A 26,285-nucleotide genomic window follows, 5' to 3' on the forward strand; every position below is an offset into this window, starting at 1 on the left:
GTCCCCGTTCCAGGCCTTCCGCAGAAAAAGGCCACTCAGTCGCCCCTGAAGACCGGCTTGACCTTGTTGGCAAACGCCTCGAAGGCACGCTCGAAATCAGCCGTCGTCATGCACAGAGCCTGGGCAACGGCCTCCGCTTCGATCGCTTCCTCAACCGACATCGCCCATTCCATGGCCAGCATCCGCTTGGTCATGGTGTTGCCGAAGGTCGGCCCTTCCGCGACCTGCTTGGCCAGCAACTGCGCCTGGGGCAGCACCTGCTCCGGCGTGACGATGCGGCTGAAGAACCCCCAGCGCTCGCCCTCCTCCGCGGTCATGAACCGGCCGGTGTACAGAAGCTCGGAGGCGCGGGACTGACCGATGATCCGCGGCAGGATCGCGCAGGCGCCCATGTCACAGCCGCCAAGACCCACCTTGTTGAACAGGAACGCCACCTTGGTTCCGCTCGCGGCGAGCCGCATGTCGGATGCCATGGCGATGATCGCGCCGGCACCGGCGCAGATACCCTCGACCGCTGCCACGATCGGCTGCGGGCAGGCTCGCATCGCTTTGACCAGATCGCCTGTCATCCGCGTGAATGCCGTCAGCCCCTTGGTGTCCATCTTGACCAGCGGGCCAATGATCTCAAACACGTCGCCGCCGGACGAAAAATTGCCGCCGGCGCCGGTGACAACGATCGACTTGACCGCGTCGTCGAACGCGCAGGCACGGAAGAAATCCGTCAACTCGCGGTAGCTCTCGAACGTCAGCGGGTTCTTCCGCTCAGGACGATTGAGCGTCACGGTCGCAACGCCGTCGACCACGGCCAGCAGGAAGTGTTGCGGCGAATAGTCCGCGAGCGGCACGGTGACGGGATTGGCTGGTCTGCTCATGAGATTTCCTTCCTTGTTCCGCGCGGTTAGATCTCGCCACCGGCAACGGCAATCGCCTGCCCCGTGATCGCACTGGCGTTCTCGCTGCACAACCAAAGCACGGCATTCGCCACTTCCTGCGGCGTGATCAGGCGCCCCTGCGGATTGTGCTTTGCAAGCTCAGCGATCGCCTGCTCACGGGTTCGCCCGGTCTTCTTCATGATGTTGTCGATGCTGCCGGCAACGAGATCAGTGTCGGTGAAGCCCGGGCAGACCGCATTCACGGTTACGTTGCTGCAGGCCATTTCCAGCGCAAGCGAACGCACGAGACCGATCACAGCGTGTTTCGCCGCCGCATACGCGCTCACATAAGCATAACCCTTGAGCCCGGCCGTCGATGCAATCGCGATAACGCGGCCATAGGGGCGATCCTTCATCCCCGGCAACACTGCGCGGACGGCATGGACGACGCCCATGAAATTGACATCGATCATCCGCGCAAAAAGGGCGCTGTCCGATTTCGCGAATGGCGCGGACTCGGCGCTGCCGGCGTTTGCGATCAGGATATCGATCGGCTGTCGCGCATGCGCCTCAGTGATCGCTGCCTTCAGCGCGGTTTCGTCCGAGACGTCGGCGATGGCTGCAAAATGCGCGGCGCCCGCGTTGATCGCTTCTTCGAGAGTAGCCGCGTTCCGACCGAGCACCGTCACGGTGGCACCAGCGCCAACAAGGGACGCTGCGATTGCGCGGCCGATGCCGCGACCGCCACCGGTCACCAGCGCGTGCGGCGAATGCGGCAATGCGGACATGCGCGGGCTCCCTCAAAATCTGCTGATCGTTCCTCCGATATATTTTAACCTTCAAACTTTTGCAACGAAAGCGCGGATCGGCGCCGCAAAAGCCCGCGCGCGCGGAGCGGCCCGAAAATTGCTTTAAGTATAAAATTATCTCTTCCCATCCCCCACAGGCCTGTTAGCATCGTCGGGCCAAGCAAAAGGATGTCGCGTGTCGCAGCCTGCGCCAATGATAACAAGGGACGGGCGCTTCGCCTATGAAGCCGCGGGCGATCCGGGTGCGATACCCCTGATTTTCCTGCATGGCATTGGCGGCGCAGCGCGGGCCTGGCGGCAGCAGCTCGCCACATTCGGTAATCGTTTCCGCGCAATCGCGTGGGACATGCCGGGCTATGGCGGCTCGGCGCCACTCGCCAGCGTCAGCATCGCTGCCCTGGCCGATGCACTCCAGCAATTCATCGCGCAGATCGGGGCGACAAGCCCCATTCTGGTCGGCCATTCGATCGGCGGCATGATCGTGCAGAAATGGCTGGTGCAAGCGCCGAAACTTGCGCGCGCGGTCGTCCTCGCGCAGACCAGCCCGGCCTTCGGCAAGGCCGACGGCAACTGGCAGAAATCGTTCATCGCGGCACGCCTGGGTCCGCTCGATCGAGGCGAGACCATGAAGTCACTGGCCCCCTCCCTGGTGAAGGAGCTCGTCGGCGATGATCCCGATCCCAAGGGAATGGAGCTCGCGCGCGAGTGCATGGGAAGTGTGCCCGAAGCGAGCTATCGCGCCATGATGCTGGCACTGATCGGATTCGACCAGCGCAGCACGCTCAAGGACATTTCTGTGCCGACGCTGCTGCTGTCTGGTTCCAAAGACAACAACGCGCCTGCGCCAATGATGGCGAAAACCGCAACCTACATTCCCGCGGCCGAATATGTCGAACTTCCCGGCGTTGGCCATCTCGCCAACCTTGAGCGGCCTGATGCCTTCGACAAAGCTCTCGGCAGCTTCGTCGATTCCGTTGCCGCAAAACACGGGTGACTGCGCCATGACCGTGCAAGTCAGCAAGACCATTGGCGCGAGCGACAAGGTCGCGCTGGACGCGCCGATCTTCGATCCCGTGGCGTTCCGCTTGAACGACGAACAAGCCGGGATCATCGCGCGGGCGCGGGAGATCGGCCAAAGCGTGTTCGCAGGCCGTGCCGCGACCTACGATCGCGAGGCGGTCTTCCCGACCGAGAATTATCGCGATCTGCACCGCGTCGGCCTGCTCGGCATCGCCGTGCCGAAGAAGCACGGCGGGCTCGGAGCGAACTACCAGACCTATGCCCTGGCCGCGGCGGAGATCGGCCGCTATTGCGGCGCGACCGCGCTGACCTGGAACATGCACGTCTGTTCGACGCTGTGGTCGGGCCCATTGGCTGATGATCTCGACATGGATGCGGAGACCCGCGCGGAACACGAAAAGCGGCGGGCCGTCCACTACAAGCGCATCGTCGAGGACGGCGCGATCTATTCGCAACCCTTCTCCGAAGGTGGCGCGGCGGCCGCGGGCGGCGTTGCCTTCGGCACGGAAGCAAAGCCTGTCGAAGGCGGATGGATCGTCAACGGCAAGAAGATCTTTGCATCGCTCTCCGGCCACGCCGACTATTACGGCGTGCTCTGCACGGAAATCGCGGAAGGCGCGAAGGCCTCACGCCGCAATACGCTTTACCTCGCGATCCCTGCGAAGTCGCAAGGCGTTTCCGTCGTCGGCGACTGGGATCCCCTCGGTATGCGCGGCACAGTCTCGCGAACGCTGCTGTTCAAGGACGTCTTCGTTCCAGAAGATTCTGCGTTGATGCCGCGCGGCGTCTACTTTCAGGCGGCGATGCGCTGGCCGCATATGTTCCTGACGCTGTCGCCAACCTATATGGGCCTCGCGCAGGCCTCTTACGATTTCACGGTACGTTACCTGCGTGGCGAGGTGCCGGGCATGCCGCCGGTCAAGCGCCGGATGTACCCGACCAAGCAGATCGCGGTCGCGCAGATGCAAATCAAGCTGGAGCAGATCAAGGCGATCTGGTTCCAGGCGGTCACGGAGGCGCGCGCCAATCCGAGCAAGGAGCAGGTGCTGCGCGCCTATGCCGCGCAATATTCGGTGATGGAAGGCGCCAATGAGCTCGCCGCGCTTGCGATCCGCACCTGCGGGGGACAGGCGATGCTCCGCTCGCTGCCGCTGGAGCGCATCTATCGTGACAGCCGCTGCGGCTCGCTGATGCTGCCCTGGACGGCCGAGCTGTGCCTCGACCGGATCGGCCGCGAGGCGCTGTACGAGGCCGGCGAAACGGACGACTGACGGTGGATCTCTGCAGTTTGATCGATCGCAACGCGGCGTTTTCGCCAGACAAGACGGCCATCGCCTTCGAGGGCGAGCGGCTGAGCTACGCCGCGTTCGCCGATCGCATCGAACGAACCGCAACAGCTTTGAAGCAGGAATTCGGTGTCGGCCGAGGCGACCGCGTCGCGATCCTGAGCCTGAATCGGCCGGACTATCTGGTCCTGCTCTACGCATGCGCGCGGCTCGGCGCGATGTTGGTGCCGCTGAACTGGCGGCTGGCTGTCGCCGAGCAGCTCTTCATCCTCACCGATGCCGGCGCCAAGGTGCTGGTACTCGAACAGGCATTTGAGGGAGTCCTTGGCGAACTCGCGCCGGGGACCGCGGTCGTCGGCCTCAATTTTGCGCCACCGCACGGCATGACCTTCGAAAGCCTGCTGGCACGTAAGGGAAGCAGCGGACGCAATCCGCACATCGAGCTCTCTTGCCCGCTACTCATCGTCTACACGTCGGGAACGACTGGGCGGCCGAAGGGGGCTGTGCTACGCCAGGAGGCGCTGTTCTGGAACGGCGTCATGAGCCAGCACATGCACAACATGACGTCCGACGATCATGTGCTGACGGTGTTGCCGTTCTTCCACGTCGGCGGGCTCAACATCCAGACGACCGCGGCGCTCCAGCTTGGCGCGACCGTTTCAATCCACGCTCGCTTCACCCCGGATGCGGCGCTTGCGGCCATCGAACGGGACCGGCCGACCCTGACGGTGATGGTGCCGGCGATCATCCAGGCCGTCAGCGAGCACCCCGCCTGGACCACGACCGATCTCTCATCGCTGAAGGCCGTCGCCACCGGCTCGACCATCGTGCCGCCACACCTGATCGATCGCTTTGTCGCGCGCGGCGTGCCGGTGCTGCAAGTCTACGGTTCGACGGAAACCTGCCCCATCGCCATCTACACCCGCCTCGGCGGCGACCTGTCGCGCGCGGGATCGACCGGCCTTGCCGGCCTGTGCTGCGAGGCGAAGGTGATAGATCAGGCCGGCAACGAGGTGCCGGCGGGCGCGCCGGGCGAGATCGCGGTCCGCGGACCCAACGTCTTCTTCGAATATTGGGGCAATGCGGACGCCACACGCGATGCGCTGCATGACGGCTGGTATCGCACCGGCGATATTGGCCTGTGCGACCCGGACGGCTACTTCTGGGTCCGCGACCGCAAGAAGAACATGATCATTTCCGGCGGCGAGAATATCTATCCGGCCGAGGTCGAAAGGGTGCTGCTCGAACATCCTGACGTCAGCGAATGCGCCGTGATCGGCCGGCCAGACCCGCGCTGGGACGAGGTGCCCATCGCTTACGTCATCCCGCGATCCGGCTGCCGGCTCGAAGCAGACGAGTTGAGAGCGCACGTTCAGGCGCAGCTCGCCCGCTACAAGGTTCCACGCGACATTGTCTTCGTCGCCGACATGCCGCGCACGGCGCTGGGCAAGGTCCAGCATTTCCTGCTGAAGCAGCTTGATGCGCAGTCGCGCGAGCAAGGAGAAGCATCTTGAAGATTGCGGTTCTGGGTGGGGGAAACGGCTCTTTCGCGGCCGCAGGCGATTTTGCGCTATCGGGGCATGAGGTCCGGCTGTGGCGCCGCGATGCAGAGCAGGTCGAGGCACATCGTGCCGCTGGCTCCCGCATCCTCGTGAAGGACCACAATGGCCAGCACGACGTAAAGCTGGCACGGGTGACCACCGACATCGCCGAAGCCGTCAGCGATGCCGAGCTGATCCTGTGCCCTGCCCCCGCCTTCGCGCAGCCAGATATCGCCCGGCTCCTCGCCCCGCATCTGCAGGACGGGCAGGTCGTGTTTCTGCCGCCCGCAACATTCGGCTCGATGATCTTCGCCCAGGCCGCCCGAGACATCGGCAATCGCGCCAAGGCGAGCTTCTCTGAAACCGGCACGCTGCCATGGCTCACCCGCAAGCACGGGCCATTCGAGGTCGCAATCACCATTCGCGCCAAACGGCTGCCGGTCGGCGTGTTCCCGCTCGACCGGGCGCCACAAGCACTTGAAGTGATTGGACGCGCCTTCCCTGATGTGATCGAGCCCTGCGGTGACGCGCTATCCGGCGCGCTGATGAATGCAGGCTGCATCATCCACCCGCCGCTGATCGTGATGAATGCGGGTCCGATCGAGCATTTCGAGCGGTGGGACATCCACAAGGAGGGAACGCAAGCTGCGATCCGGCGAGTGACTGACGCACTCGACGCCGAGCGGATCGCCGTGCGCGAGGCGCTCGGATATGGCGCACCGCATTTTCCGCTCGTCCATCACTACGCAAAGAAGGGCGAGATCTGGATGTATGGCCGCGGCTCGCATGACCGTCTGACCGATTCCGGCGACTGGCGCGAGCAGATCGTGCTGACCGAGCATCGCTACATGCGCGAGGATTTGCGGTTTGGGTTGTCGCTGCTGGTGTCTGTCGCGGGGCTCGCAGGCGTCGCCACGCCGATCGCCAAGGCCTTCCTGGCCATCGGTGGCGCGATCTGCGGCGAGGATTTTGCGCAAGGCGGGCGGACTTTGGAGACACTGGGGCTTGGCAAGCTTCACAAGGCCGAATTGCAGACACTGCTTCGTGAAGGATTCTGACCGATGAGCAGACGCGTCAACATTGCCTGTCTCGGGGCCGGTCGCATGGGCCGTGGTATCGCCGTCGCGTTCGCCTATGCGGGGCACACGGTCACGATGATCGACATCAAGGCTCGTTCTGCGGAGGATTTCGCCAGGCTGGAGGCGGACGCGCTTGGCGAGGTCGGGAAGACTTTTGCCAGCCTGTCGAAGCTGGGGCTGCTGACCGAGACCGACGTTGATCCGCTGATCGCGCGGGTTTCGGTGGTGCCGGCCAGCCAAAGCGGCGCCACGTTGTCCGAAGCCGGAATGGTGTTCGAGGGCGTTCCTGAGGTCGTCGCGCTCAAGCGCGAGGTGCTGGGGGCGGCTTCAAAACAGGTCGGCCCCGACACGATCATCGCATCGACCACGTCGACCATCCTCGTCGACGATCTCTCGGGCGCGATCGTGAATCCCCGCCGCTTCCTCAACGTGCACTGGCTCAACCCGGCCTATCTGATTCCACTCGTCGAAGTTTCGCCCGGCAAAGCCACCGATCCTGCTATCATTGACGAGGTCAAGGCGCTGCTGGAAGGCATTGGCAAGAAGCCGGTCGTCTGCGCGGCGACGCCCGGCTTCATCGTTCCGCGCATCCAGGCGCTGGCGATGAATGAGGCCGCGCGAATGGTCGAGGAAGGTGTCGCCAGCGCGGAGGAGATCGACAACGCGATCCGCTACGGTTTCGGCTTCCGCTATGCCGTGCTCGGGTTGCTCGAATTCATCGACTGGGGTGGCGGTGACATTCTCTACTACGCCAGCAAGTATCTGGAGGGCGCACTGGGCAGCGACCGCTATCGCGCGCCGGACGTGATTTCTCGCAACATGCATGAAGGCCGGATCGGCCTCCGCACGGGCGCAGGCTTTCTCGATTATTCGGGCATGGACGTTGACGCCTATCGCGCAAAGCGCCTCCAGGCCATGGTCGACCTGCTCCGGCACTTCGACCTCGCTCGCCCGCCGGTGCTCGACCGCAGCTAGCCGAAGACGTCCTGAAGCACGCCATCCCGCACCACCGCGACGCCATCGAGCTCGATGGTCGTTCCCATCATCGGCAGATCGAAATGGCCGGCCGTATAGCGGCCGGCGAATTCATTGGCGCCGGTCGAGAACAGAAAATTCCCGGAGACGGCACGGATCTCCGTGCCGTTGGTGTCCCGCTGGTCGTACATTGACAGCGCCTCGTAACGCGCAGCCGGGTTCATGCCGAAACCGACATGCGACACGGCATAGGCCTCCCGATCGCCCCAGGCGGCGAGATAGGCGCGCATCATCGCTGCGTCCGTACCCTCGCCCTCCAGATCGACGACATAGTCGTCCTTCAACGTCATCTTCACCGGCGACGTCAAATAGCGTTTGAAGGTGAGATTGATGTCGCCCGGGGCCATGACCAGCGTGCCATTGATCGTCCCGCTCTTGGGAAAGCTGACAACAATGCCGCCCGGCCAATGCGCCAGCGTGCCGGGCTTGTCGGTCCAACCCCATACGCCGACCGTGGACGCACCGACCATATCGACATCAAGTGACGTGCCGGCCTTCGAGGTGACCCGCATCCGCTTGGTCCCGCGCAGCATCTTTGCCGCCGCGCGAACGCGCTTCTCCAGGGCCGGATCCGGCACCATCCGCTCCAGCGCCTCGGGATGCTCGTTGGAGATCACCAGAATACGCGCGCCGGCCTTCAATATCTCAGGCGTCTCCACGGCATGCATCAGACCTTCGATAGTGCAATCCACCACGAAGCCAGCTTGCTGAAGCGCAGTGATGACCGGCCCAAGCTTTTGGATTGCTTCGCTGGCGCCGGTTGAGCGGACCGGAACGATATTCCGATTGCGCGGCGTCGGCATGACGACATGAAAAGGCTTCGCCCCCATGCGCAACAGTGCAAGCTCTGCCAGATGCACATTCAATGCGCGCGACTGCGTCTCCGAGAGGATCGCCGCGGTATCGCCGGCCTTGACGGCGCAACGCTCAAATATCTCGCAAAACGCGTCGATCCATTTTGCCTCGATGCGATCAGCCAGCATGGTTACTCCCGGTCTTCTGGTTTCTTGTTCGTCAGCTCACGCTTCGGGGAAGCCCCGCAAGAGGTACGATCGCACGGCGCCCAACAGGCCGTTGAGAATCAACCCTAGCAGCGAGATCGTGATCAGCGGCACGAACATGTCGACGGCCTGAAAGGTCCGGGCCGCGGTTACAAGCACGTGCCCCAATCCGTCCGTCGACGTGATCATCTCGGCCAGAAACACCACGATGCACGAAATGACAAGGCCAATCCGGCACCCCGTCAGGATCGACGGCATCGCCGCCGGCAAGACGACCTTGAACAGGATTTCGTAGCGCGGCGTTCCCGCCGCCATCGCCGACCAGATCAACTTCTGCTCGACGGTAGAAGCCCCATAGTAGGTGGACAGCAGAATGGGAAAGAGCGCGTCCGCCGCCACCAGCGTGATCTTCGATCCGTGACCGAAGCCGAGCAACAGCAACAGCGCCGGATAGAGCGCGACCTTCGGCAACGGCGCCAGCACCCGTACGATCGGCCGAACTATGGCATTGATCGCCGGACTGGCAGCCGCCGCGATGCCAATGCTCACGCCGAAGACGACCGCAATCGCAAAGCCGGCAAACAGCCGGATCAGAGTCGCCGCGATTTCCTGCTGAAACGTCCATGTCACGAGCTGCTGGAGCAGCCGGCTGAAGACGACGCCAGGCGGCGGCAACAAAACCGCAGGCGCGAACCCGAATGACACCAGGCCTTGCCACAGCGCGATCACCAGTACGATTGGCGCGAGCCCAAGCATGACGTTTGCTGAGAGAGAACGTGACATCAGGAGAAGCTCAACGGCATGTCAAACTGAGGCTCGGACCAGCGCACCAGTCTTGCGCGGACGCGTTCGAAGATCGCATCGAGACAGATGCCCATCGCGCCGACGATGATGATCATCGCGTAGACTGTGTCGTATTGGCCCATATCGAGCGCGTTGAACAGGATGTTCCCTGCTCCCGATTGGCGCGCGATCATCTCGCTGGTGATCATCGTGATCAGCGCCAGCACCAGGCCGGTGCGGCACCCGGTCAGGATCTCCGGGAGCGCGGCCGGCAACACGATCCGGATCAGGCGCTGCAACAGCGAGAGTCCCATGGCCGCGCCCGACCACAGCATCTTCTCTTCGACGGCCTTGGCGCCTTCAAAACTGTGATAGATCACCGGCAGGCTGACGCCGAGAAAGATCACCAGCGTCTTGGTGATGTCACCAACGCCGAGCCACAGCATGATGATCGGCATCAGCGCCGCCTTCGGCACCGGATAGATCACCATCAGCAGCGGATTGAAGAAGGCGGCGACGGCCCGGCTACGGCCCATCAACAGGCCCAGCGGAATCGAAACCAGCACCGCTATGCCGAACCCGATCGCCATGCGGCGAAGCGAGGCCAGGATATTGATCAGAGATTCCTTGTCGCCGAGGATATCCGGGATCGCACGGATCGCTTCGATAGCCGTTGGAAAGCTGTCGTTCTTCAGCGCAAGCGACGCGATCTGCCATACCGCAAGCAACCCGATGCAAGCGAACATAGGGGCAGCACGTCTGGCCAACGCCAACGGCGAGATCATGACACTGATCCCGTCTCGTCGACCTCGTCAAACATACGCTCGATGTCAACGACGTATTTCTGGTAGCGCGGATCGAGCAACAGCTCGTTGCGGCGCCGCGGCCGCGGCAGATCGATATCGATGACCTCCCGGATACGCCCGGGAGACTTTGACATCATCACGACCTTGTCCGAGAGGAAGACGGCTTCGTCGACCGAGTGGGTGACGAACAGCACCGTCTTGCGGTCACGCTCCCAGATGTTCAGGAGATCGTTCTGGAGACGTGTCCGGGTGTGAGCATCGAGCGCACCGAACGGCTCGTCCATCAACAGGACCTCTGGATGGTAGGCCAGCGTCCGGGCCAGCGCGACGCGCTGCTTCATGCCACCCGACAGCTCCTTCGGATAGAAGTTTTCGTAGCCCTTGAGCCCGACCATCTCGATCAGAGCGCGGCTCTGTGCTTCTGCCTCTGCGGCTCGCACGCCCTGCTGGCGCGGGCCATACATCACATTGCCCAGCACGGTCTTCCACGGAAACAGCGCGAACTCCTGGAATACCGGCCCGCGATCCGGCCCCGGCCCCGTGATCGCCTGTCCCTTCATCTTGGCCGCGCCGCTGGTCGGACTAACGAAGCCACCGACAATGTAAAGCAGCGTGGACTTGCCGCAGCCGGACGGCCCGAGGATGGAGACGAACGCCCCTTCCTCGATCGTCAAGGAGATGTCCGACAGCGCCAAATGATCCTTGCGCGCCGAGGTCTGGAAGACCTGCGAGACGCCGTCGATCTCGATGATCGCAGAAGCCGGCTTTTTTGGCGTCACCGGTCTCACCCATTCGCTCGATCTCGAAGGCACTACCTTCATCCCGTCTCTCGCTTCACTCACGCGCGCGAACGTCACGCAACCGATCTTGCTGAATGTCCTCCATCAGCGGCACGAGCTTAGCAAGAAACTTGCCAGACAGGTCGCCATTTCTCACGCGCGCGACTTCTCAGTCGAACCACGGCCACTCCGCCGGTCCCTCATGCGTGACAGCTCCACCTGGTGCCTGGCCGACCAAACGCGCATATTTTGCCAGCGCACCGGCGCGATGACGCGGCGGGCGTTGCTTCCAATCGCGTCGGCGTGCAGCAAGTTCCTGCTCGTCGACCAGCAAGTCCATGCGGCGGCCAGCGGCATCAATCCGGATCTTGTCGCCATCGCGGACAAGCGCCAGCGGACCGCCGACGAATGCCTCCGGAGATACATAGCCGATACACATGCCGCGCGTGGCGCCGGAGAATCGCCCATCCGTGATCAGGGCCACCTTCTCGCCCATGCCCTGGCCGTAGATCAGCGCGGTGACGCCGAGCATCTCGCGCATGCCGGGACCGCCCACCGGCCCTTCATTGCGGATCACCAAAACCTCGCCAGCCTTGTAGCTGCGGTCACGAACAGCTGCGACGCAAGCCTCTTCATCCTCGAAGACGCGCGCCACGCCCTCGAAGAACTGGCTCTTCAAGCCCGCGACTTTGATGACGGCGCCATCGGGACAAAGATTGCCCTTCAGCACCGCCACACCGCCGTCAGGCATGATCGGCGCGCGGGCCGCATAAACCACCTCGCCATCGGGCGCGTTGGCCGCACCATACTCTTCCGCGAGCGTACGGCCGGTGATGGTGAGGCAACTACCATCGATATGCCCGCTCTGGATCAGCTCGCGGATCACAACGGCCGCGCCACCGATGTCGTAGACGTCCTTCGCCGTGTACTTGCCCCCTGGGCGCAGGTTTCCGATCAGCGGCGTTTTGGCAAAGACCTCGCCGACGTCATCGATCGTGAACGTAATGCCGGCTTCGTTCGCGATCGCCGGCAGATGCAGCGCGGCATTGGTCGATCCGCCCGTGGCGGCAACGATCGCGGCGCCATTTTCCAGAGATTTCCGCGTCACGATGTCACGCGGCAGCGGCCCGCCGCGTTCGAGCATCTCCATGATCAGCCGCCCGGCCCGGCGGGAAATCTGCGCGCGCTCGACATAGACACCGGGCACCATCGACACATTGGGGATGGTCAGGCCCATCGCCTCCGACACCATTCCCATGGTGTTCGCGGTGAACTGACCGGCGCAGGCGCCAATGGTCGGCAGGCACGCGCGCTCGATCCGCTCAAGCGTCGCAGCGTCGATCTCTCCGGTCATGAAGCTGCCGACGGCCTCGTAGGAGTCGAGGACGGTCAGCGTGCGTCCATCAACGCGGCCCGGCAGCGAGCTGCCGCCATAGATGAAGATGGAGGGCACGTTGCAACGAACCATGCCCATCATCACGCCCGGGAGCGTCTTATCGCATCCGCCATATCCGATCAGCGCGTCATAGGCGAGGCCGTGGACCACAGCCTCGATGGAGTCGGCGATCAGCTCACGCGAGAACAGAGAGAACTTCATTCCCTCGTGATTCATGCTGATGCCGTCGGACACCGAGACGGTCGAGAATTCACGCGGCGTGCCGCCGGCCTCCTCGACCCCGGTCTTGGCTGCAGCCACCTGGAAATCGTGTGTCATGTTGCAGGGCGTCTGCTCGCCCTTCATGCTGACGATGCCGACCATCGGCTTGGCAATGGCCGCGTCGTCCAGCCCCATGGCGCGCATGAAGGCACGGTGCGGAGCCCGGTCGAGGCCGTTGGTTGTTATCCGTGATCGCAACTTCTTCATGCCTGCATCATCTTCATGCAATGTCCCGCACGCGGCGGGACATTGCGACCTCATTGGTCCAGAGAACAGCCCGATCGCCTATTGCAGCGGCGCGACGATCGTCGGGTGCTTGAACTGCGCAACATCCAGTTTCGGCAGCATTCCCGTTTCCGCATAGATGTCGAGCATCTTCTGGATCGCCGGGAAATTCGGCGCCGCACCGGGATCGCGACCGAAATCATTGTCCTTGAGCAGATAGGTCTCGAGCACCGGGATGGGTGCTTTCAAGACTTCATTGACCACCTTCAACGTCTCTTCGCGGTTCGCGAGTGCCTTTTTCATGCCCGACGTGATGTCACGGACATAGGCCTTGACCAATTCCGGGTTCTTGTCGACGAAATCGGCACGACAGGCTTCCAGGATGTGTACGATGTTCGGCATAGCCTGCGATAGCGAGAACAGCTTTCTTGTGCCGCCCTTGGCCTCAGCTCGCGCAGCAAATGGCTGGTTCATGTTGACCGCATCGACCCGGCCCTGACGCAGCGCATCCTCGGAGACGGCAAAGCCGACTTCGACCAGCTTGATGTCCTTTGCCGGATCGACGCCGTTCTGCTTCAGCAGCAGATTGAACGGGCCCTGCGTGCCGCCGCCGATCACGGAAATGCCGACGGTCTTGCCCTTGAGATCAGCAATCGTCTTGATCGGCGAGTCATCCATGACCGCCCAGTAGACCGAGAAGCCACCGGCCTTCTCGAAGACGTGCTGCGCCACGATGTAGGCCTTGAGATTGCCGCCGACCACGCCGTTGGCAAGTGAGAGCGGCGCCTGCGTCGCGCAATCCAGTGCGCCCGCCGCCAAGGCCTGCGTCATCGGCGCAGTGCCCTGAAACTGGGTCCACTCGATGTTGTAGGTCTTGCCGATATCGGGAAATTCGGCCGGCCTGCGCATCATCCAGTATTTGGATTCCTCGGCCGGGATGGTCCAGCCCACGCGGATCGTCTGCTGCGCCCATGACGGGCTCGCGCCCGCGTTCATGGCCGCCACGGCTCCTATTGCCAGCATCCACGTCGAAACTGCCCGCATCGTGCCCACTCCGTTGCTCCGGCGCCGACCGACGCCACCCACCCCGACCGGCTCAAATGTTTCATGGTTCAAACAATCAAGCAAGCCATGCAAGCCGGCCTGGTTTCGCTGCGTGATGCGTTATGTATGGTGCGCAGCGGTCGCGCGGCGTTGCGCCGCGACACAAGGAGGCAACCTATGGCTGATGCGAGCAAGGCAAACCCGCAAGGCGTCGAGAGGCTCGGCTATCTCGGCCTGGGATTGATGGGGACGCCGATGACCCGGCGCCTGCTCAAGGCCGGGTATCCCATTAGCGTCTGGAACCGTTCGGGAGGCACGGTCGCTCCGCTCGTCGAGGCCGGCGCTAAGCGCGCGGACACGCCACGTGACCTCCTAGCGAACTGCGACATCGTCTTCATGTGCGTGACGGATGCCGCAGCCGTCGAAGACGTGATCTTCGGGCCAGAAGGCCTTGCGGCCGCTCCCGGCGCAGGCAAGCTCGTGGTCGATTTTTCATCCATCCACCCAGACGCCGCGCGCAAGCTTGCAGCGCGATTGAAAGCGGCAAACGGCGCAAGCTGGATCGATGCACCGGTGTCCGGCGGCACCAAGGGCGCCGAAGAAGGCACGCTTGCCATCATGGCTGGTGGAGAAGCCGCCAACATCGAGCGCGCACGGCCCTATGTGCTGGCCATGGCGCGCAGGTTCACTCACATGGGTCCGACGGGCGCTGGCCAGACCACAAAGCTTTGCAACCAGGTGATCGTCGGATGCGCAATGGCCGTGCTCGCGGAAGCGACGCGCCTAGCCTCGAATGCCGGAATTGATGCAAGCCGGCTGCCCGAGGCGCTCGCCGGCGGCTTTGCGGATTCGATCCCGCTTCAGCTCTTCGTGCCGCGCATGGTCCAGGGCATTCATTCGCCGCCACTCGGCCACATCGCGACGATGCTGAAGGATCTGGACACGGTTGCGGATGTCGCCCAAGCAACGTCAACACCGGTGCCAATGGCAACGCTCGCGGGACAGATCTTCAGGCTGGCCAAGGCTGCGCGCGGCGCAGACGCGGACGCTCTGGAAATCTACAAGCTCTCGGCCACAGACCGTTGAACCGACGAGCGTCCCTGGATCGCCCTACGGCGACTTCTTGCGCTCGTCGTCAGACAGAAACCGGCCATACGTCCCCCGCGCAAACAGCAGCGGCTCTTTTACGTTATAGGCATAAGCCTCGACCGCGCCGAGAAAGATGACGTGATCGCCGCCATAATAGCGATTGACGGAACGGCACTGAAAATTGGCCACGCTCTCGGCAAGCACCGGCGCGTTGCCCAGGCCCGGCGTCCAGTCCACGCCGGCGAACTTGTTCTCGGACGATTTTGCGAATTTGTTTGCAAGCGCCTGCTGCGAGGTGCCCAGCACGTGGACGGTGAAATGGCTGGCGTTCTGAAACACGGTCAGACTCGATGAATAGACCCCGAGGCTCCAGAGAACCAGGGGAGGATTCAAGGAGACCGACGCAAACGAGTTGCAGGTGATGCCATACGGCTTTCCATCAGAGGCCATGGCTGTGATGATCGTTACGCCTGTTCCGAAAGTGCCGAGCGCACTGCGAAAATCACGCGGATCAATCTGAGAGCTGTCGCTCGCGAGTTCGTTGGCTGGATCAGGCGCTGTCGGCTGCTTTGGCAAATCATTCATCCGCCGGCCTCACAAGGTGAGATTCTCGGACGGCAGACCGAGCGCCACGCGTCCATAATTGGTTCCGGCCGCATCGAAATTGAATGCGAGGTGCGAATTGATGGCGTGCGCATCGCGGAACTGCCGCTGCAACACGCCCGTCGTGAACAGGCCGCGCGCGCCGCTCGCCGCGAACAGCATCGAGACGGCATCGGTGCATAGATTGACCGAGAACGCCCCGTCGCGCCGATACCTGGTCTTGATCGCCATGTCAGGCGTGTGCTTGCTTCGCGCATGCTCCATCGCTTCGACGCAGCCCGAGCGCATGATGAGGCGCGCAGCATCGATCTTGGCGGAAGCCTCCGCGATCTTGATTTGCGTGCTTTGGAAGTCGCTCAGCTTGGCGCGGTTGTACGTCGATATGCGGTGACGCGCGACCTCCGTGTAGTCGTCCAGGCAGGCCTGCGCATTCCCGAGCGCAACGCCGGAGAGAACATAAGGAAATAGCGAAAACACCGGCAGCGCGTACAGCGGGTTGGCGTTCACGTTCCTTCCTGGCGCTACGCCTCCGGCGAGATCGCCCACGGCGACCGTCATATGCTGGGGCACAAAGGCGTCCTTGACTTCGACATCCGACGACCCGGTGCCGCGCAGTCCGGTGACGTTCCAGGTGTCGAGAATCCTGTAGTCGGCCTTGGGCAACAGGAAGATGCGGTATCCGATGCCGTCGGCCTCGTCATCGGACGAAACGACGCTCGCGAGCATGTTCCACGCGCAGGAGCCGACACCCGACGAGAACGGCCAGCTTCCGTGCAGCCGGTATCCGCCCTCGACCTTGCTGGCACGGCCGGCGGGAAAGATGAACGATGATGCGATCAGCACGTCCGGGTCGTCGCCCCAAACCAGATCCTGCGCGCGCTGCTCGAACATGCCGAGCATCCAATGGTGGCTCGCCAGATTGGCCAGATTCCAGGCTACCGACGCGTCAGCGCGACCGAGCAGCTCGGCGCAATCAATCAGAGCGACATAGTCGAGCTCGGCGCCGCCGATGCGCTTCGGCTGAAGCATCCGGAACAGGCCGGCATCGTGCAGGTCCTGCTCGGTTTCCGGTGGCAGATGCCGCAGCTCCTCGGTGCGAGCCGCGCGTTCCCGCAATTGCGGCAGGAGCGACCGGGCCTTGGCAATCATCGTCGCATAGGCTCGTTCGCCGGAGTCTGTCGCTACCGACTGACCCACACTCGGCTCTTGACCTGGCGCCATTCGTGTCCCTCGCTCTTATGTATTTATGCGGCGGGAACCTTGCCAAATCAAGCTGGCGCAACGGTCAGTCGGACGTCGTGGCCTTGCGCAACCCGAATGCCCCTTTTTCGGCCAAAGCCGCAATCCGGCCCGCGTCGTAACCGAGCGTCTCGCGCATGACGCCCTCGGTATGCTGGCCCAGCAGCGGCGCCGCTACCGGATCTATCGCCGCTGTCAGGCTCATATTGATCGGCGGCTCGATATTAGGCACCCACTCTGCTGTACGATGCGGGATCCGGCTTAAGCGCGCGCGCTCGCGCGCCTCTGGCGCATTGAAGCCCTCCTCGACGGTCCGGAGATAGCCGACCGGGATATTGGCTAGCTTCATCTTTGCCATCCAGTTCTCGAGCGTGTCGCTCGCGAACACCTCTGCGATAGCTGCGCGCAGTAGCTCCTTGTTCTCGGACCGTGCCTTTCGCGTAGCAAACTGCGGCTGATTGATGAGATCGGGACGATTCAGCACCTCGACCACCAGTCGCCGATACAACCGATCATTGGCGCAAGCCATGTAGAGCGGACCATCGGATGCCTCGTAGACGCCGACGGTGGGAGACCCACTCGGCGAATTTCCGAACCGTCCGGGGTTCTCGCCGTTGATCAGATAGGCCATGCCATAGAAACCGGTCATTCCCATGGCGACGTCGAACAGCGCGACCTCGACATGCTGTCCGCGGCCGAGCCGATCCCGCGCCAACAGCGCCAGCAGGATGGCATTGCAGGCCGACATCCCTGTCGCCATGTCGACAATCGGCGGGCCGGTCCGAACCGCCGGGCCATCGGCAAATCCGTTGAGCGACATGAAGCCGCTCTCGGCTTGCGTGATGGGATCGAAGCCGGGACGCGAGGCGAACGGTCCGGTGCGCCCGTAAGCGGAGATCGAACAATAGACGAGCCGAGGGTTGAGCGGTGCAACAGCCTCGTAATCGAGGCCGAACTTCCTCATGACCCCGCTGGAAAAATTCTCGACGACGACGTCCGCCCTGCGGATCAGATCCAGTGCGATCTCGCGCGCTTCCGGCACCGCGAGGTCGAGCGCAATGCCGCTCTTGTTGCGGTTCAGGCTGAGATAGGCCGCGCTTTCCCCGCCGATGTCGGCATGCTCATAAGCGCGCGTATCGTCGCCACCATCGGGGTTCTCGATCTTGATGACGCGCGCGCCGAAATCGGCGAGCGTCTGCGTGCAGGCGGGACCCGCGACCACGCGCGTGAAATCGACGACCAGAAGACCATCAAGTGCGGTTGGTCCTCCTGCCGCCCGCGACGGACGTTCCGGCAATTGAGGCTTGGTGGACATCCCAGGGGCTCCCTTACATCGGCTTGTGCTCGCCGAATTTCCTGCAAGCGAACTTAAAGCCCGGCGGGGCCGACTTCGCAAGTGCCTCAGCAGCAACGCGTCAATACGCAAAAAGGACCCGGCCGCGGTCAAGCTGCCGGGTCCTCACGCATTCCGGGTGAACAAGGCCGCGCCTGCATCAACGCGCGCCATTTGACGTTGCGAAAAGCACCTTCCGCATCACGGGAAGCTCCACTCAGCGAAGCGACCGTCGCCAATAGAGCGTATGCGACCAAGCCCAGGGCACCTCAGGTTCGTAGAGCCGGTACCCGGCCCGGATGAAATTATTCGCGGAGAAACTGTTATCTGTCGTATCCGAAATGATGCTGTCCCATCCAATGCGCCGCCCGTGCGCTTCGATCGCTCGCATCAACCTGAGCTGAAGTCCCCTGCCCCAGTGCCGCTGCATGACCCCTACTACTCGGGAGAAGTAACCGCTATTGCGCGCATAGGTCGACGGCACGACGCCCGCAAAAGCGACCGCATCATCGCCGTGATAAGCGAGCCACTAGGCTCCAAGATCGAACTGCGGCATCGCCGCGGCATCGAAGAACGTCAGCCGATGCAGATCAGCCAAGGTGTCGGCAACTTCGTCATCAGACGCATCGACCATACGAATCTTGTACATGGCACGCCCCATCGGAACAGACCTTGATCGGCCTCGCGGCGGTGTGATCGCCACGAGGAGCTCACTTGCTCAGCACGACCTTCACGCGAGCCAGACGGCCCCCATCAGGCCGGTCGCAATCACCGTAATCACAGCCTTGAAGGTGTAGCTCTGCGCCTGCTCCACGCTCTTTCGCCACCGCCGCAGGTGCTGGAAATCCGCCCTCACCTCTGGACAGATTAATTCCGCTGGCGATGAAATACTTAGGAATGCCGCAACCGCGATAAATGGTTCACGCTGGGAGGCTCCAGATGCGAATCTCGACGAAGACATTGCGAGGATGAATCGAATCATTTTTCTTTTCGACAAAATGCAGCTCGCCTTCTATGGGAACTTAGTCGGCCATGAGCGCGACTTTCGAATCGAAATGAACGCTATCCTGTTTCCGCGGGAGCAATTTCTAGAGTTCAAGAACGGCGCTGAGCAGTTCCGCGATGGATTATCCATATGGAAGCAGCTCCGCAACACCGACTCAAAAGACGGCGTTTTAAGACCTGTGCACGGTTCACGTATAACTTTCGCGACGGCGCGGCAGAATTTCGTAAATTGGCTTTCTGGACGCCAAGAACTCGTAGACCTAACGCGAACGGCGCTGAAGCAATGACATCAAGGGCAAGCAGGGAGTCGGCTAACACTCGCAGGCTAGCGTTTTTCCCGACGCGCCGAATGCCACGTCGCATGCCATGCGACGCGCTCGACATCACGCCTCGTTCAATCCAGCACCGCGATCCACCACGGCCGCTTCTCCCTTTGAGGTAAGCTCGAAGGTGTCACCATCCTTCTGTACGTAGCCATCCGCGATGAGGCGGAACAGCTCCGCCCGCTTATCATCGCTGAAGGCGATGGACTGGCCGATGTCGCAGAGCACGGCGATCTGGGCGTCTGTCAGCATGGAATCCTCCTGACGGTACAAGAGCCAGGGCCGTCGACTCGTTCCTCCGGGACGCCAGGCCGGAACCGCGGACTCAAAAAGCCCGCGGCGGATTGCTCCGCGCGGGCTGAACCAGACTTGTCGATGATGTGATCCTGCGTGTGTTTTGCCCGACGTCTCAAAGCCTATATTGAAACGAACCCGCAAATCCTCGGAGTACCATCATGCGCGCGCTTCCCATTCTCTTCCTGGTCGGAATCACAATGACTGTGGCTGCTCCGGCCTCAGCGCAACGGTTCGCCGGCAATGCTCCGGTGTGCATGCAGAAGTGGGAGTGGGGCGGCAGCAGCTATATTTCGTGCGATTATCGTTCGTGGGACGAATGTCGCGCGTCCGCTGCGGGCCTTCCCGCCATGTGCATGCAGAACCCTTATGTGCAGCAGCCGTCTTATCCAGAGCGCAGTCCGCGTTCCCGATAAAGGCGGTTGCGGCAGCAGTTGCTGCCCTGCTGCGGTGAACGTTTCGGTTGCTCATGCAAAAGCCCGCGGCGGATGTCTCCGCCGCGGGCTGAACCAGATTTTCCGATGATGTCATTCTGCCAGTGTTTTGCCCGACGTGTCAAACGAACGAAGCAGCACAGCGACGGCGGCACAATCGACATGCCAACGAAGCCCGGCGATCTCTCGCGGGACGATTAGCGTTTCGCGTCTGTCCGCGCGCGTGCGCGGAGACGGGTTGGCCAACCGACACGGACCAGCGTCTCATCCGGATCGGAGAGCGCGAATTCGTACATCCCCCACGGCTTGTCTTCGGGCGATTGCTGAAATTCGCGCGCCGCAGCATCGACATCCTCGAGGTAGAGATAGAGCCCGAACGGGTTTCTGCCCGGCGTCAGCCATCCCTCGACCGCGTCTGTCAGATGGAGATATCCGCCCTTCGCATTCGACAGTATGCGATAGGTGTCGGGCTCTCCCGGAGCAGGCCTTTCGCTGTCCGGTCGCGCAAAGCCCAGCCGATTGTAGAACCGCTCCGACGCATCAAGGTCATTGCACGGCAGGATCGCGATCAAGGCTCCGGAAGGGCTCATTCTGCACTCCGAATGGAACCGGCAAAACAACCGGCAATTTCAAGAGCTGACTTATAATCAAGCTATTGATTTCCATGTACTATAACCGGCAAACAAACCGGCAAAAATGGCCTCTCGTTTTGCGTCTGTCGGCACAAGAAAGCCCGCGGCGGATGTCTCCGCACGGGCTGAACTCTTTTCGATGATGCCATTGTGCCGGTGTTTTGCCCGACGTGTCAACGCGAGAGGACGGCCCCGGCGCGGGACGGGGGGCTTGGGCGCCGGAGCCGCATTTCAGGCCGGTCAATCGGCGGCGAACCGGCCAATTGATAAATTCGGATGCAGAGCCGAAAGTTCCTGGCGGAGCTGCCGTGGCTTGAACGACGCCCGGTCGCTCACGCGGCGTGCGACAACTCCGCCGCGCGCTCTTCGCGTCCCTGCAGCATGGCGATCGAGGCGCGCAGGTTGTCCCTGCGCGACCGCAAGGCCAGGGCCAGCATCGAATAGGTGGGGCTGCCGGGGTCGGCATTGCCGGCATTGCGCTCCTCTTCGGCAATGTCGCTGTCGAGCATCTGGATCCGCCAGCGCAGGTCGGAGATCAGAGCGTGGAGCGCGTTCGCTTCGAAACGGGACGTTGTCTGCATGTGATCGCCTCAATCTGAAACGGACCGATGGGCCGGGCCGTGATTACGACGTCATGCAGCAAGAGCGATGCCAGCTGCCTTGCGGGAACCGGAGCAAGGAGCGCCTCACTCCTCCGCCAGCTTCCGCTCGATGTAGGCATCTACCGTCTCGGCAAACGAGCGCTGCACGCCGACCGACGTGACATGCAGCTCGATCGCATCCTGCCGGAGCACGCGCAGGCCACGGCTGCGTGCGCTGACCGGCGCCATCGCGACATAATCGTCGATGGCGCTCATCGCCAGCGGGATGCCTTTCGGGTCTCCTCGCGCAATCAGCAAACGCAGAAAGCTCAGGCAATCGGCCAAGCCCGGCATGGGTTCGCGATCTCAGTTTTGCTGCGGCTTTTGCTTGGGCTTACTGACGGGCTGGGTATGGGTGCCGAACAGCGCCAGCAGCAACGCGACTTCTTCCTTCGAACCGACCTGGATCATGGTGATCTCCTTTGCGCTCCGTTGGTCGGGCCGAATTGCGAAGGCGTTCAGGACGATCTGGTTTCAGGACTGTTTCAAACCTGTTTCGTGGGGCCGAGCATGCCCGACGGAGCGTCGGCCGGAACGCCCCGGACGCGGTCGCCGGCCATGTCGACGTTTCAAAACCAACAAATGTGAATCGGCGGCGAAGGACATGACCGACAGGCGATCGGTCGACGAGATTCTCGCGGGCGCTCCGAACGAACAATGCGGTCGCCCCCGCGTTGTCCGCGATGAACGAATTCGAACACCTCACCGATCAAAACGTGCTGCGTCTCTACGATGCCATTCGGCATCAGGTCGATGCCGACAAGGCACTCGGTAACAGATACCGTCTCATTGGCCAGGCGGCAATGGACCGCGCCGAACGCCTCAAGGACGAGATCGTCAGCCGGGGACTGAAATTCTCGCCGATCGTGTGGACGTGAGCAGGCTGGCTGGCTCCAGGCCATGCGGATGCTCAGACGTTCGGCTGCCACCCGATGATCGCGCCGACGAGGCAGAGCAGCGCGCCGAAGGCCGTGCCGACCATCTGCATCCAGTAGCGGATCGGCATGGTGTCGCGGTCAAATTCCTGCCGCGACCAGCGCGACCAGTCCAGCCAGTCGTCGCTCACGAACAGGATCTTTCGCTCGACATAGCCGTACCAGGCCTTGCGGGCGCAATAGATGCTGATCCCGATCGCAGCCAGGCGATAGAGGAGATCGAGCGCGGGATTCATGCAAACATCCGTTGGTCAGGCCGGGCTGCGATGACCGGGCGGTATTACCGATCCCTCGGCAAGGCCCCGGCAGCTAGGGCAATAGCTCTGCCTGTCTTAGTGTTCTCGGTGAGGATGCAGGTTCAATCGCGGCCGCGATCGGCTCAGGCGTTTTACCCAACGGGTCAAACTTTAATCGAATGCAACCAGGCGAATTCGGCGGAATGAAATCTCTCCGCGCCATGCTGGCACACGCGCGCCCCGAGGAGAGATGTGCGATGTATTACGTCGCCGCCGCATTGCTGGGACTGTCAGGACTGTTCTATTCCGCGAGCCATCACGAGCTCGGCCAGTTCGGCTCGAACGTGTGCAGCTATGGCGGCGCCTTCTGCGATAATCCGGTGGTCGTCTTCACCGGTGCTGCGCTCGCCGCCGCCTGGGGCATGTTCGTCAGCATCAAGTAGCACGAAAGCCCGGCGTCCATGGGAGGCGGGGCTTGATGATCGCATGTGCGTCGCTTGACGGGCGGCCCGGCTCAGGTCGCCAGCTCCTTGCGGACGGCGGCGGCCGAATTGCCGACCTTGTCGACAGCCTGTTGCAACTTCTCTTTGGAAACGCCGAGCGCGTGGGTCCAGTATTTGACCTCGTAAGCCTCGTGCATGTTGATCTTGCTGCGGTCGGGCTGCTCGCGCTTCGTCAGATTGTCCATTGGCCGTTCCTCGTTTTGCTGAAACGGGAAACGTCGTCCGTCGGCAGCCGTTCCTAAATCCTGGGCTTGGCCGAACGTGGCCGTCGCAGAAGAGCTGGCCGGCTTGCCGACTTATGCCATTGCCTTGGCCGGCATGGATACCGCCGCTTCCTTGACCGCTTGCATGGCAGCCTGCTTGGCAGCTTCGTTGGCAGCTTCCTTGGCGATCGCCGAGATCGAGTTGCCGGACTTGCGAACGACCTCGGCAAATTGACCGTTCGACAGGTTGAGACGCTTGCGCAGGATCTTGACCTGCACCTTGTCCCTGAGATCGAGCGAATTGCGGAAGTAGGTCGGCCGGGGCCTGTTCATGAGTTTGCTTTCGGATGAGGAGAAGGATCGGACCGCGACAAGGCGGGCATGACGCCGCCTCTGTCGCGATGGTGACTGTCCCGCTCCTCGCGAAGATTCCGTCTCCGCAGACTCAACATGCATTGGGGACGGGTGTTCCGTCGCGCGCGCAAATATACGAACGAAGCTGCTCAGATGAACGTTCGGCAACGTCGCCTAGGGCACGAACACCTCGGACGTGTCCATGCGCACGTTGCGCAGCGCGCGGCAGGACTCCTGTGCCTCGCGCATGCGCTCCGGCATGAAGCTCAGCAGCAATGAACGCCGCCGCGCGCCCGTGCGATTAAGGGTCGCGCCGTGCGGCAGGTCGGCGTCGAACACCAGGATGTCTCCCGCCTCGCCCGCAAGGATCAGTGACGAGGCTTCGTCCGGCTCGGCGGGATCGACAAGGCCTTGGTCGAGATGGCGCGGCACGACGCGCGTGGCGCCGTTATCCGGCCCGTAAGCGTCGAGGAAGACCAGGGCGGCGACGGCGTTGGTGCCCACGCCATCGCGGTGCAGGGGCTGATGGCCGCCGTCCCTGAGCGGCTCGCGCCCCTCGACCTGGGCGAGAAAGAAGGGGCCGGCCAGAATGCCGGCCGCCGCCGCCAGCAGCGGCGGCAGCCGGCAGGTCCGCTGCACCGTCGGATCCAGATCGACCAATGCATGGCGCCAGCCGGTGCCGCGGGGCACCGCCCATTGATCGCCGGTCCCCACCCCCGCATCGAAGGCGGCCCGCAATGCCTCGCGCCAGTCTTCGGGCACGGCGCCGCGGAGCAGCAGATAGCCGTCGCGCATCAGCATGGCGGCTTGATCCGCTGCAAGCGGGGCGACCCTGGTCGGTGTCAGGCAATGGCTCATGACGCTCCCTACAATCCTGGCGTGTTTTCCGCAAGGGCATCGCCCGCCGCCGCAAGCGGGGTCACGGCCTTGTCTTGAAGCGAAGCTAGACCGCGGTGAACGAAAAACCGCGAAGCGTGACGGCGCTGGATGCCGCGCATGTTTGCGATGGTACCACGCTACAACTCCGCGCATCGCGCCTGCTGGCCGGCCGAGGAACTTTACGGCTATGATCGCGCTTAGGCTTTGACTTCGCAATTTCCGGAAAGAAAACCCTGTCCAACCGATCGCAACATCGCCCCAAGCACGACCGCGCCGACGCGCCGACCAAGTCCGCTCCGATGCTGCTGCAGCGTCTCGGTCCCGGCCTGATCACCGGCGCGGCCGACGACGATCCGTCGGGCATCGCCACCTATTCCCAGGCCGGCGCGCAATTCGGCTACGGGCTGTTGTGGACGGTCTTCCTGACCACGCCGTTCATGATCGCCATTCAGCTCGTGAGCGCGCAGATCGGCCGCGTTACCGGCAAGGGGTTGGCTGCCAACGTGATGGAGCTTGCACCGCGCTGGCTGGTGCTGGGACTCGTGGCGTTGCTCGTTGCCGCCAACACCTTCAACATTGCCGCCGACATCGCCGCGATGGCGGAGGCGCTCTCGCTGGTCATCGGCGGGCTCAACCACGAGCACGCGCTGATCTTCGCGGCCGGCTCGACCATCCTCCAGGTCTTCCTGCCCTATCGTCGCTATGCGCCGGTGCTGAAGTTCTTGACGCTGACGCTGTTCGCCTATGTCGCGACCGCATTCACCGTCAAGATTCCGTGGAGCACGGCGCTGCTCGCCACGGTGTGGCCGAAGGCGACCGTCAACGCCGATTATCTGATGATGGTGGTCGCCGTCCTCGGCACCACCATCAGCCCCTATCTGTTCTTCTGGCAGGCCTCGCAAGAGGTCGAGGAGATGAACCAGGGCAAGCGGGACAAGCCGCTACGCGAGGAGACGCAGCGCGGCGGCGATCCCGAGATCGCGCGCATCAAGGCCGACACCACGCTCGGCATGCTGCTGTCGAACGGCATCGCCTTTTTCATCATCCTGACCACGGCCGCGGTGTTGAACGCCAACGGCGTCACCAACATCAATTCGGCGACGGAGGCGGCCGAGGCGCTGCGGCCGCTCGCCGGCGACTTCACCTTCGCGCTGTTCGCGCTCGGCATCATCGGCACCGGCCTGTTGGCGATCCCGGTGCTGGCGGGCTCGGCGGCTTACGGCGTCGCGGAAGTTTTCGGCTGGCCCGCCACGCTGGAGGCAAGGCCGGAGAATGCGGTTGGCTTCTACACCATCATCGCCGCCGCGACCGTGATCGGCTTCGGCCTCGGCTTCACCGGCATCAGCGCGATCCACATGCTGGTGTGGAGCGCCGTGCTCAACGGCATCGTCGCCGTCCCGATCATGGCAATGATGATGTTGATCGTCTCGAACGGAGCCATCATGGGGCGCTTCAAGGCCCGGTCGTGGCTCGTCACGCTGGGCTGGCTCGGCACCGCGCTGATGGCGCTTGCCGTCCTCGCTCTGCTCGGCTCGTTCGTGATCGGCTAGAGCGGCGACAGCGCCGCCGAAATCTGCGAGGCGATGACGAAAGCCGCGAACACCGCCGGCACACTGATAAAGCGCAAGAACTGGTCGATCGAAAG

General features: G+C 62.9%; 30 protein-coding genes and 1 pseudogene. 11 read left to right on the forward strand and 20 right to left on the reverse strand.

The annotated features are described in order from the left end of the window. Positions 1-35 precede the first annotated feature (35 nt). The gene (locus tag FXB40_RS34255; protein ID WP_148776700.1) at positions 36-872 is read right to left on the reverse strand and encodes an enoyl-CoA hydratase family protein; all 837 of its coding nucleotides are present in this window, start codon (positions 870-872) and stop codon (positions 36-38) included. A gap of 26 nt (positions 873-898) precedes the next feature. Then, on the reverse strand, positions 899-1,660 hold the full coding sequence (locus FXB40_RS34260; RefSeq protein ID WP_148776701.1) for an SDR family NAD(P)-dependent oxidoreductase: 762 nt from the start codon (positions 1,658-1,660) through the stop codon (positions 899-901). 196 nt (positions 1,661-1,856) lie between these two features. On the opposite strand from FXB40_RS34260, the gene FXB40_RS34265 reads away from it, so the two are divergent. The 5 genes from FXB40_RS34265 to FXB40_RS34285 are packed head-to-tail and all read left to right on the forward strand — an operon-like array spanning position 1,857 to position 7,582. Continuing rightward, positions 1,857-2,675, forward strand: coding sequence for an alpha/beta fold hydrolase (locus tag FXB40_RS34265; protein WP_148776702.1), 819 nt, complete (start codon positions 1,857-1,859; stop codon positions 2,673-2,675). 7 nt (positions 2,676-2,682) lie between these two features. Further along, positions 2,683-3,972 carry an acyl-CoA dehydrogenase family protein gene (locus FXB40_RS34270; RefSeq protein WP_148776703.1) on the forward strand — a complete coding sequence of 430 codons (1,290 nt, stop codon included), beginning with the start codon at positions 2,683-2,685 and terminating at the stop codon, positions 3,970-3,972. A 2-nt stretch (positions 3,973-3,974) separates the two neighbouring features. Continuing rightward, positions 3,975-5,501, forward strand: a complete 1,527-nt coding sequence (locus tag FXB40_RS34275) for a class I adenylate-forming enzyme family protein (protein ID WP_148776704.1) — start codon at positions 3,975-3,977, stop codon at positions 5,499-5,501. Further along, on the forward strand, positions 5,498-6,586 hold the full coding sequence (locus FXB40_RS34280; protein WP_148776705.1) for an NAD/NADP-dependent octopine/nopaline dehydrogenase family protein: 1,089 nt from the start codon (positions 5,498-5,500) through the stop codon (positions 6,584-6,586). Before FXB40_RS34275 ends, FXB40_RS34280 begins: the two co-directional genes overlap by 4 nt. Positions 6,587-6,589: 3 nt before the next feature. Further along, positions 6,590-7,582, forward strand: a complete 993-nt coding sequence (locus FXB40_RS34285; protein WP_148776706.1) for a 3-hydroxybutyryl-CoA dehydrogenase — start codon at positions 6,590-6,592, stop codon at positions 7,580-7,582. Here FXB40_RS34285 and FXB40_RS34290 read toward each other — a convergent pair. The 6 genes from FXB40_RS34290 to FXB40_RS34315 form a co-directional block, all read right to left on the reverse strand. Beyond that, positions 7,579-8,625 carry a 2,5-dihydroxypyridine 5,6-dioxygenase NicX family protein gene (locus FXB40_RS34290; protein WP_148776707.1) on the reverse strand — a complete coding sequence of 349 codons (1,047 nt, stop codon included), beginning with the start codon at positions 8,623-8,625 and terminating at the stop codon, positions 7,579-7,581. The genes FXB40_RS34285 and FXB40_RS34290 overlap by 4 nt on opposite strands. A 36-nt stretch (positions 8,626-8,661) precedes the next feature. Beyond that, the gene (locus tag FXB40_RS34295) at positions 8,662-9,426 is read right to left on the reverse strand and encodes an ABC transporter permease (protein ID WP_148776708.1); all 765 of its coding nucleotides are present in this window, start codon (positions 9,424-9,426) and stop codon (positions 8,662-8,664) included. Beyond that, the gene (locus FXB40_RS34300; protein WP_148776709.1) at positions 9,426-10,211 is read right to left on the reverse strand and encodes an ABC transporter permease; all 786 of its coding nucleotides are present in this window, start codon (positions 10,209-10,211) and stop codon (positions 9,426-9,428) included. Before FXB40_RS34300 ends, FXB40_RS34295 begins: the two co-directional genes overlap by 1 nt. Continuing rightward, positions 10,208-11,053, reverse strand: coding sequence for an ABC transporter ATP-binding protein (locus FXB40_RS34305; protein ID WP_187437339.1), 846 nt, complete (start codon positions 11,051-11,053; stop codon positions 10,208-10,210). The genes FXB40_RS34300 and FXB40_RS34305 overlap by 4 nt, the downstream gene beginning before the upstream one ends. A gap of 127 nt (positions 11,054-11,180) precedes the next feature. Next, the gene (gene ilvD, locus FXB40_RS34310; RefSeq protein WP_148776711.1) at positions 11,181-12,875 is read right to left on the reverse strand and encodes a dihydroxy-acid dehydratase; all 1,695 of its coding nucleotides are present in this window, start codon (positions 12,873-12,875) and stop codon (positions 11,181-11,183) included. Positions 12,876-12,953: 78 nt separating this feature from the next. Beyond that, positions 12,954-13,937 carry an ABC transporter substrate-binding protein gene (locus tag FXB40_RS34315; RefSeq protein ID WP_148776712.1) on the reverse strand — a complete coding sequence of 328 codons (984 nt, stop codon included), beginning with the start codon at positions 13,935-13,937 and terminating at the stop codon, positions 12,954-12,956. A gap of 177 nt (positions 13,938-14,114) precedes the next feature. Here FXB40_RS34315 and FXB40_RS34320 point away from each other — a divergent pair, with 177 nt between their 5' ends. Beyond that, positions 14,115-15,023 carry an NAD(P)-dependent oxidoreductase gene (locus FXB40_RS34320; RefSeq protein WP_187437340.1) on the forward strand — a complete coding sequence of 303 codons (909 nt, stop codon included), beginning with the start codon at positions 14,115-14,117 and terminating at the stop codon, positions 15,021-15,023. A 24-nt stretch (positions 15,024-15,047) separates the two neighbouring features. Here FXB40_RS34320 and FXB40_RS34325 read toward each other — a convergent pair whose 3' ends face one another. The 4 genes and pseudogenes from FXB40_RS34325 to FXB40_RS34340 form a co-directional block, all read right to left on the reverse strand. Beyond that, positions 15,048-15,611: a flavin reductase family protein gene (locus tag FXB40_RS34325; protein ID WP_148776714.1), complete on the reverse strand. Its 564-nt coding sequence runs from the start codon at positions 15,609-15,611 to the stop codon at positions 15,048-15,050. 9 nt (positions 15,612-15,620) lie between these two features. After that, positions 15,621-16,850: an acyl-CoA dehydrogenase family protein gene (locus tag FXB40_RS34330; RefSeq protein WP_148776715.1), complete on the reverse strand. Its 1,230-nt coding sequence runs from the start codon at positions 16,848-16,850 to the stop codon at positions 15,621-15,623. Positions 16,851-16,914: 64 nt separating this feature from the next. After that, positions 16,915-18,183, reverse strand: coding sequence for a CaiB/BaiF CoA transferase family protein (locus FXB40_RS34335; RefSeq protein ID WP_148776716.1), 1,269 nt, complete (start codon positions 18,181-18,183; stop codon positions 16,915-16,917). A 235-nt stretch (positions 18,184-18,418) separates the two neighbouring features. Beyond that, positions 18,419-18,850: pseudogene (locus tag FXB40_RS34340) on the reverse strand (GNAT family N-acetyltransferase). Positions 18,851-19,169: 319 nt separating this feature from the next. On the opposite strand from FXB40_RS34340, the gene FXB40_RS34350 reads away from it, so the two are divergent. Beyond that, positions 19,170-19,493, forward strand: coding sequence for a hypothetical protein (locus FXB40_RS34350; protein ID WP_148776718.1), 324 nt, complete (start codon positions 19,170-19,172; stop codon positions 19,491-19,493). A 96-nt stretch (positions 19,494-19,589) separates the two neighbouring features. Here FXB40_RS34350 and FXB40_RS34355 read toward each other — a convergent pair whose 3' ends face one another. Then, entirely contained in the window at positions 19,590-19,781 is a 192-nt protein-coding gene (locus FXB40_RS34355; RefSeq protein WP_148776719.1) for a hypothetical protein, read from the reverse strand. A 203-nt stretch (positions 19,782-19,984) separates the two neighbouring features. On the opposite strand from FXB40_RS34355, the gene FXB40_RS34360 reads away from it, so the two are divergent. Beyond that, the gene (locus tag FXB40_RS34360; protein ID WP_148776720.1) at positions 19,985-20,239 is read left to right on the forward strand and encodes a DUF3551 domain-containing protein; all 255 of its coding nucleotides are present in this window, start codon (positions 19,985-19,987) and stop codon (positions 20,237-20,239) included. 215 nt (positions 20,240-20,454) lie between these two features. On the opposite strand, the gene FXB40_RS34365 is transcribed toward FXB40_RS34360, so the two are convergent. The 3 genes from FXB40_RS34365 to FXB40_RS34375 form a co-directional block, all read right to left on the reverse strand. Beyond that, positions 20,455-20,847, reverse strand: a complete 393-nt coding sequence (locus tag FXB40_RS34365; protein WP_148776721.1) for a VOC family protein — start codon at positions 20,845-20,847, stop codon at positions 20,455-20,457. Positions 20,848-21,221: 374 nt separating this feature from the next. Then, positions 21,222-21,470: a hypothetical protein gene (locus tag FXB40_RS34370; protein WP_148776722.1), complete on the reverse strand. Its 249-nt coding sequence runs from the start codon at positions 21,468-21,470 to the stop codon at positions 21,222-21,224. A 105-nt stretch (positions 21,471-21,575) separates the two neighbouring features. Further along, a complete protein-coding gene (locus tag FXB40_RS34375; protein ID WP_148776723.1) occupies positions 21,576-21,824 on the reverse strand; it encodes a hypothetical protein in 249 nt (82 codons plus the stop codon). A 389-nt stretch (positions 21,825-22,213) separates the two neighbouring features. Here FXB40_RS34375 and FXB40_RS34380 point away from each other — a divergent pair, with 389 nt between their 5' ends. After that, entirely contained in the window at positions 22,214-22,408 is a 195-nt protein-coding gene (locus FXB40_RS34380) for a hypothetical protein (RefSeq protein WP_148776724.1), read from the forward strand. A gap of 32 nt (positions 22,409-22,440) precedes the next feature. Here the strand turns inward: FXB40_RS34380 and FXB40_RS34385 are convergent, their stop codons facing one another. After that, positions 22,441-22,701 carry a hypothetical protein gene (locus tag FXB40_RS34385; RefSeq protein ID WP_148776725.1) on the reverse strand — a complete coding sequence of 87 codons (261 nt, stop codon included), beginning with the start codon at positions 22,699-22,701 and terminating at the stop codon, positions 22,441-22,443. A gap of 257 nt (positions 22,702-22,958) precedes the next feature. Here FXB40_RS34385 and FXB40_RS34390 point away from each other — a divergent pair, with 257 nt between their 5' ends. Then, positions 22,959-23,144 carry a hypothetical protein gene (locus tag FXB40_RS34390; RefSeq protein ID WP_148776778.1) on the forward strand — a complete coding sequence of 62 codons (186 nt, stop codon included), beginning with the start codon at positions 22,959-22,961 and terminating at the stop codon, positions 23,142-23,144. Between the two features lie 71 nt (positions 23,145-23,215). Here the strand turns inward: FXB40_RS34390 and FXB40_RS34395 are convergent, their stop codons facing one another. The 3 genes from FXB40_RS34395 to FXB40_RS34405 form a co-directional block, all read right to left on the reverse strand. Next, entirely contained in the window at positions 23,216-23,389 is a 174-nt protein-coding gene (locus tag FXB40_RS34395; RefSeq protein ID WP_148776726.1) for a DUF3606 domain-containing protein, read from the reverse strand. Positions 23,390-23,500: 111 nt separating this feature from the next. Further along, positions 23,501-23,740 carry a DUF3606 domain-containing protein gene (locus FXB40_RS34400; RefSeq protein WP_246208149.1) on the reverse strand — a complete coding sequence of 80 codons (240 nt, stop codon included), beginning with the start codon at positions 23,738-23,740 and terminating at the stop codon, positions 23,501-23,503. A 195-nt stretch (positions 23,741-23,935) separates the two neighbouring features. Continuing rightward, positions 23,936-24,562, reverse strand: coding sequence for a phytanoyl-CoA dioxygenase family protein (locus tag FXB40_RS34405; RefSeq protein WP_347339794.1), 627 nt, complete (start codon positions 24,560-24,562; stop codon positions 23,936-23,938). A 377-nt stretch (positions 24,563-24,939) separates the two neighbouring features. Here FXB40_RS34405 and FXB40_RS34410 point away from each other — a divergent pair, with 377 nt between their 5' ends. Further along, positions 24,940-26,190 (forward strand): NRAMP family divalent metal transporter, encoded by a 1,251-nt coding sequence (locus FXB40_RS34410; RefSeq protein ID WP_148776729.1) that lies wholly within the window; start codon positions 24,940-24,942, stop codon positions 26,188-26,190. Positions 26,191-26,285: the final 95 nt, after the last annotated feature.

Source organism: Bradyrhizobium rifense, from assembly GCF_008123425.1.
Taxonomy (GTDB): Bacteria; Pseudomonadota; Alphaproteobacteria; order Rhizobiales; family Xanthobacteraceae; genus Bradyrhizobium; species Bradyrhizobium rifense.

Coding starts and splice junctions, on each gene's coding strand:
- FXB40_RS34255 (WP_148776700.1), bottom strand. CDS start 872: ATGAGCAGACCAGCCAATCCCGTCACCGTGCCGCTCGCGGACTATTCG.
- FXB40_RS34260 (WP_148776701.1), bottom strand. CDS start 1,660: ATGTCCGCATTGCCGCATTCGCCGCACGCGCTGGTGACCGGTGGCGGT.
- FXB40_RS34270 (WP_148776703.1), top strand. CDS start 2,683: ATGACCGTGCAAGTCAGCAAGACCATTGGCGCGAGCGACAAGGTCGCG.
- FXB40_RS34285 (WP_148776706.1), top strand. CDS start 6,590: ATGAGCAGACGCGTCAACATTGCCTGTCTCGGGGCCGGTCGCATGGGC.
- FXB40_RS34290 (WP_148776707.1), bottom strand. CDS start 8,625: ATGCTGGCTGATCGCATCGAGGCAAAATGGATCGACGCGTTTTGCGAG.
- FXB40_RS34295 (WP_148776708.1), bottom strand. CDS start 9,426: ATGTCACGTTCTCTCTCAGCAAACGTCATGCTTGGGCTCGCGCCAATC.
- FXB40_RS34300 (WP_148776709.1), bottom strand. CDS start 10,211: ATGATCTCGCCGTTGGCGTTGGCCAGACGTGCTGCCCCTATGTTCGCT.
- FXB40_RS34305 (WP_187437339.1), bottom strand. CDS start 11,053: ATGAAGGTAGTGCCTTCGAGATCGAGCGAATGGGTGAGACCGGTGACG.
- ilvD (WP_148776711.1), bottom strand. CDS start 12,875: ATGAAGAAGTTGCGATCACGGATAACAACCAACGGCCTCGACCGGGCT.
- FXB40_RS34315 (WP_148776712.1), bottom strand. CDS start 13,937: ATGCGGGCAGTTTCGACGTGGATGCTGGCAATAGGAGCCGTGGCGGCC.
- FXB40_RS34320 (WP_187437340.1), top strand. CDS start 14,115: ATGGCTGATGCGAGCAAGGCAAACCCGCAAGGCGTCGAGAGGCTCGGC.
- FXB40_RS34325 (WP_148776714.1), bottom strand. CDS start 15,611: ATGAATGATTTGCCAAAGCAGCCGACAGCGCCTGATCCAGCCAACGAA.
- FXB40_RS34330 (WP_148776715.1), bottom strand. CDS start 16,850: ATGGCGCCAGGTCAAGAGCCGAGTGTGGGTCAGTCGGTAGCGACAGAC.
- FXB40_RS34335 (WP_148776716.1), bottom strand. CDS start 18,183: ATGTCCACCAAGCCTCAATTGCCGGAACGTCCGTCGCGGGCGGCAGGA.
- FXB40_RS34350 (WP_148776718.1), top strand. CDS start 19,170: ATGAATCGAATCATTTTTCTTTTCGACAAAATGCAGCTCGCCTTCTAT.
- FXB40_RS34355 (WP_148776719.1), bottom strand. CDS start 19,781: ATGCTGACAGACGCCCAGATCGCCGTGCTCTGCGACATCGGCCAGTCC.
- FXB40_RS34360 (WP_148776720.1), top strand. CDS start 19,985: ATGCGCGCGCTTCCCATTCTCTTCCTGGTCGGAATCACAATGACTGTG.
- FXB40_RS34365 (WP_148776721.1), bottom strand. CDS start 20,847: ATGAGCCCTTCCGGAGCCTTGATCGCGATCCTGCCGTGCAATGACCTT.
- FXB40_RS34370 (WP_148776722.1), bottom strand. CDS start 21,470: ATGCAGACAACGTCCCGTTTCGAAGCGAACGCGCTCCACGCTCTGATC.
- FXB40_RS34375 (WP_148776723.1), bottom strand. CDS start 21,824: ATGCCGGGCTTGGCCGATTGCCTGAGCTTTCTGCGTTTGCTGATTGCG.
- FXB40_RS34380 (WP_148776724.1), top strand. CDS start 22,214: ATGAACGAATTCGAACACCTCACCGATCAAAACGTGCTGCGTCTCTAC.
- FXB40_RS34385 (WP_148776725.1), bottom strand. CDS start 22,701: ATGAATCCCGCGCTCGATCTCCTCTATCGCCTGGCTGCGATCGGGATC.
- FXB40_RS34390 (WP_148776778.1), top strand. CDS start 22,959: ATGTATTACGTCGCCGCCGCATTGCTGGGACTGTCAGGACTGTTCTAT.
- FXB40_RS34395 (WP_148776726.1), bottom strand. CDS start 23,389: ATGGACAATCTGACGAAGCGCGAGCAGCCCGACCGCAGCAAGATCAAC.
- FXB40_RS34400 (WP_246208149.1), bottom strand. CDS start 23,740: ATGAACAGGCCCCGGCCGACCTACTTCCGCAATTCGCTCGATCTCAGG.
- FXB40_RS34405 (WP_347339794.1), bottom strand. CDS start 24,562: ATGCTGATGCGCGACGGCTATCTGCTGCTCCGCGGCGCCGTGCCCGAA.
- FXB40_RS34410 (WP_148776729.1), top strand. CDS start 24,940: ATGCTGCTGCAGCGTCTCGGTCCCGGCCTGATCACCGGCGCGGCCGAC.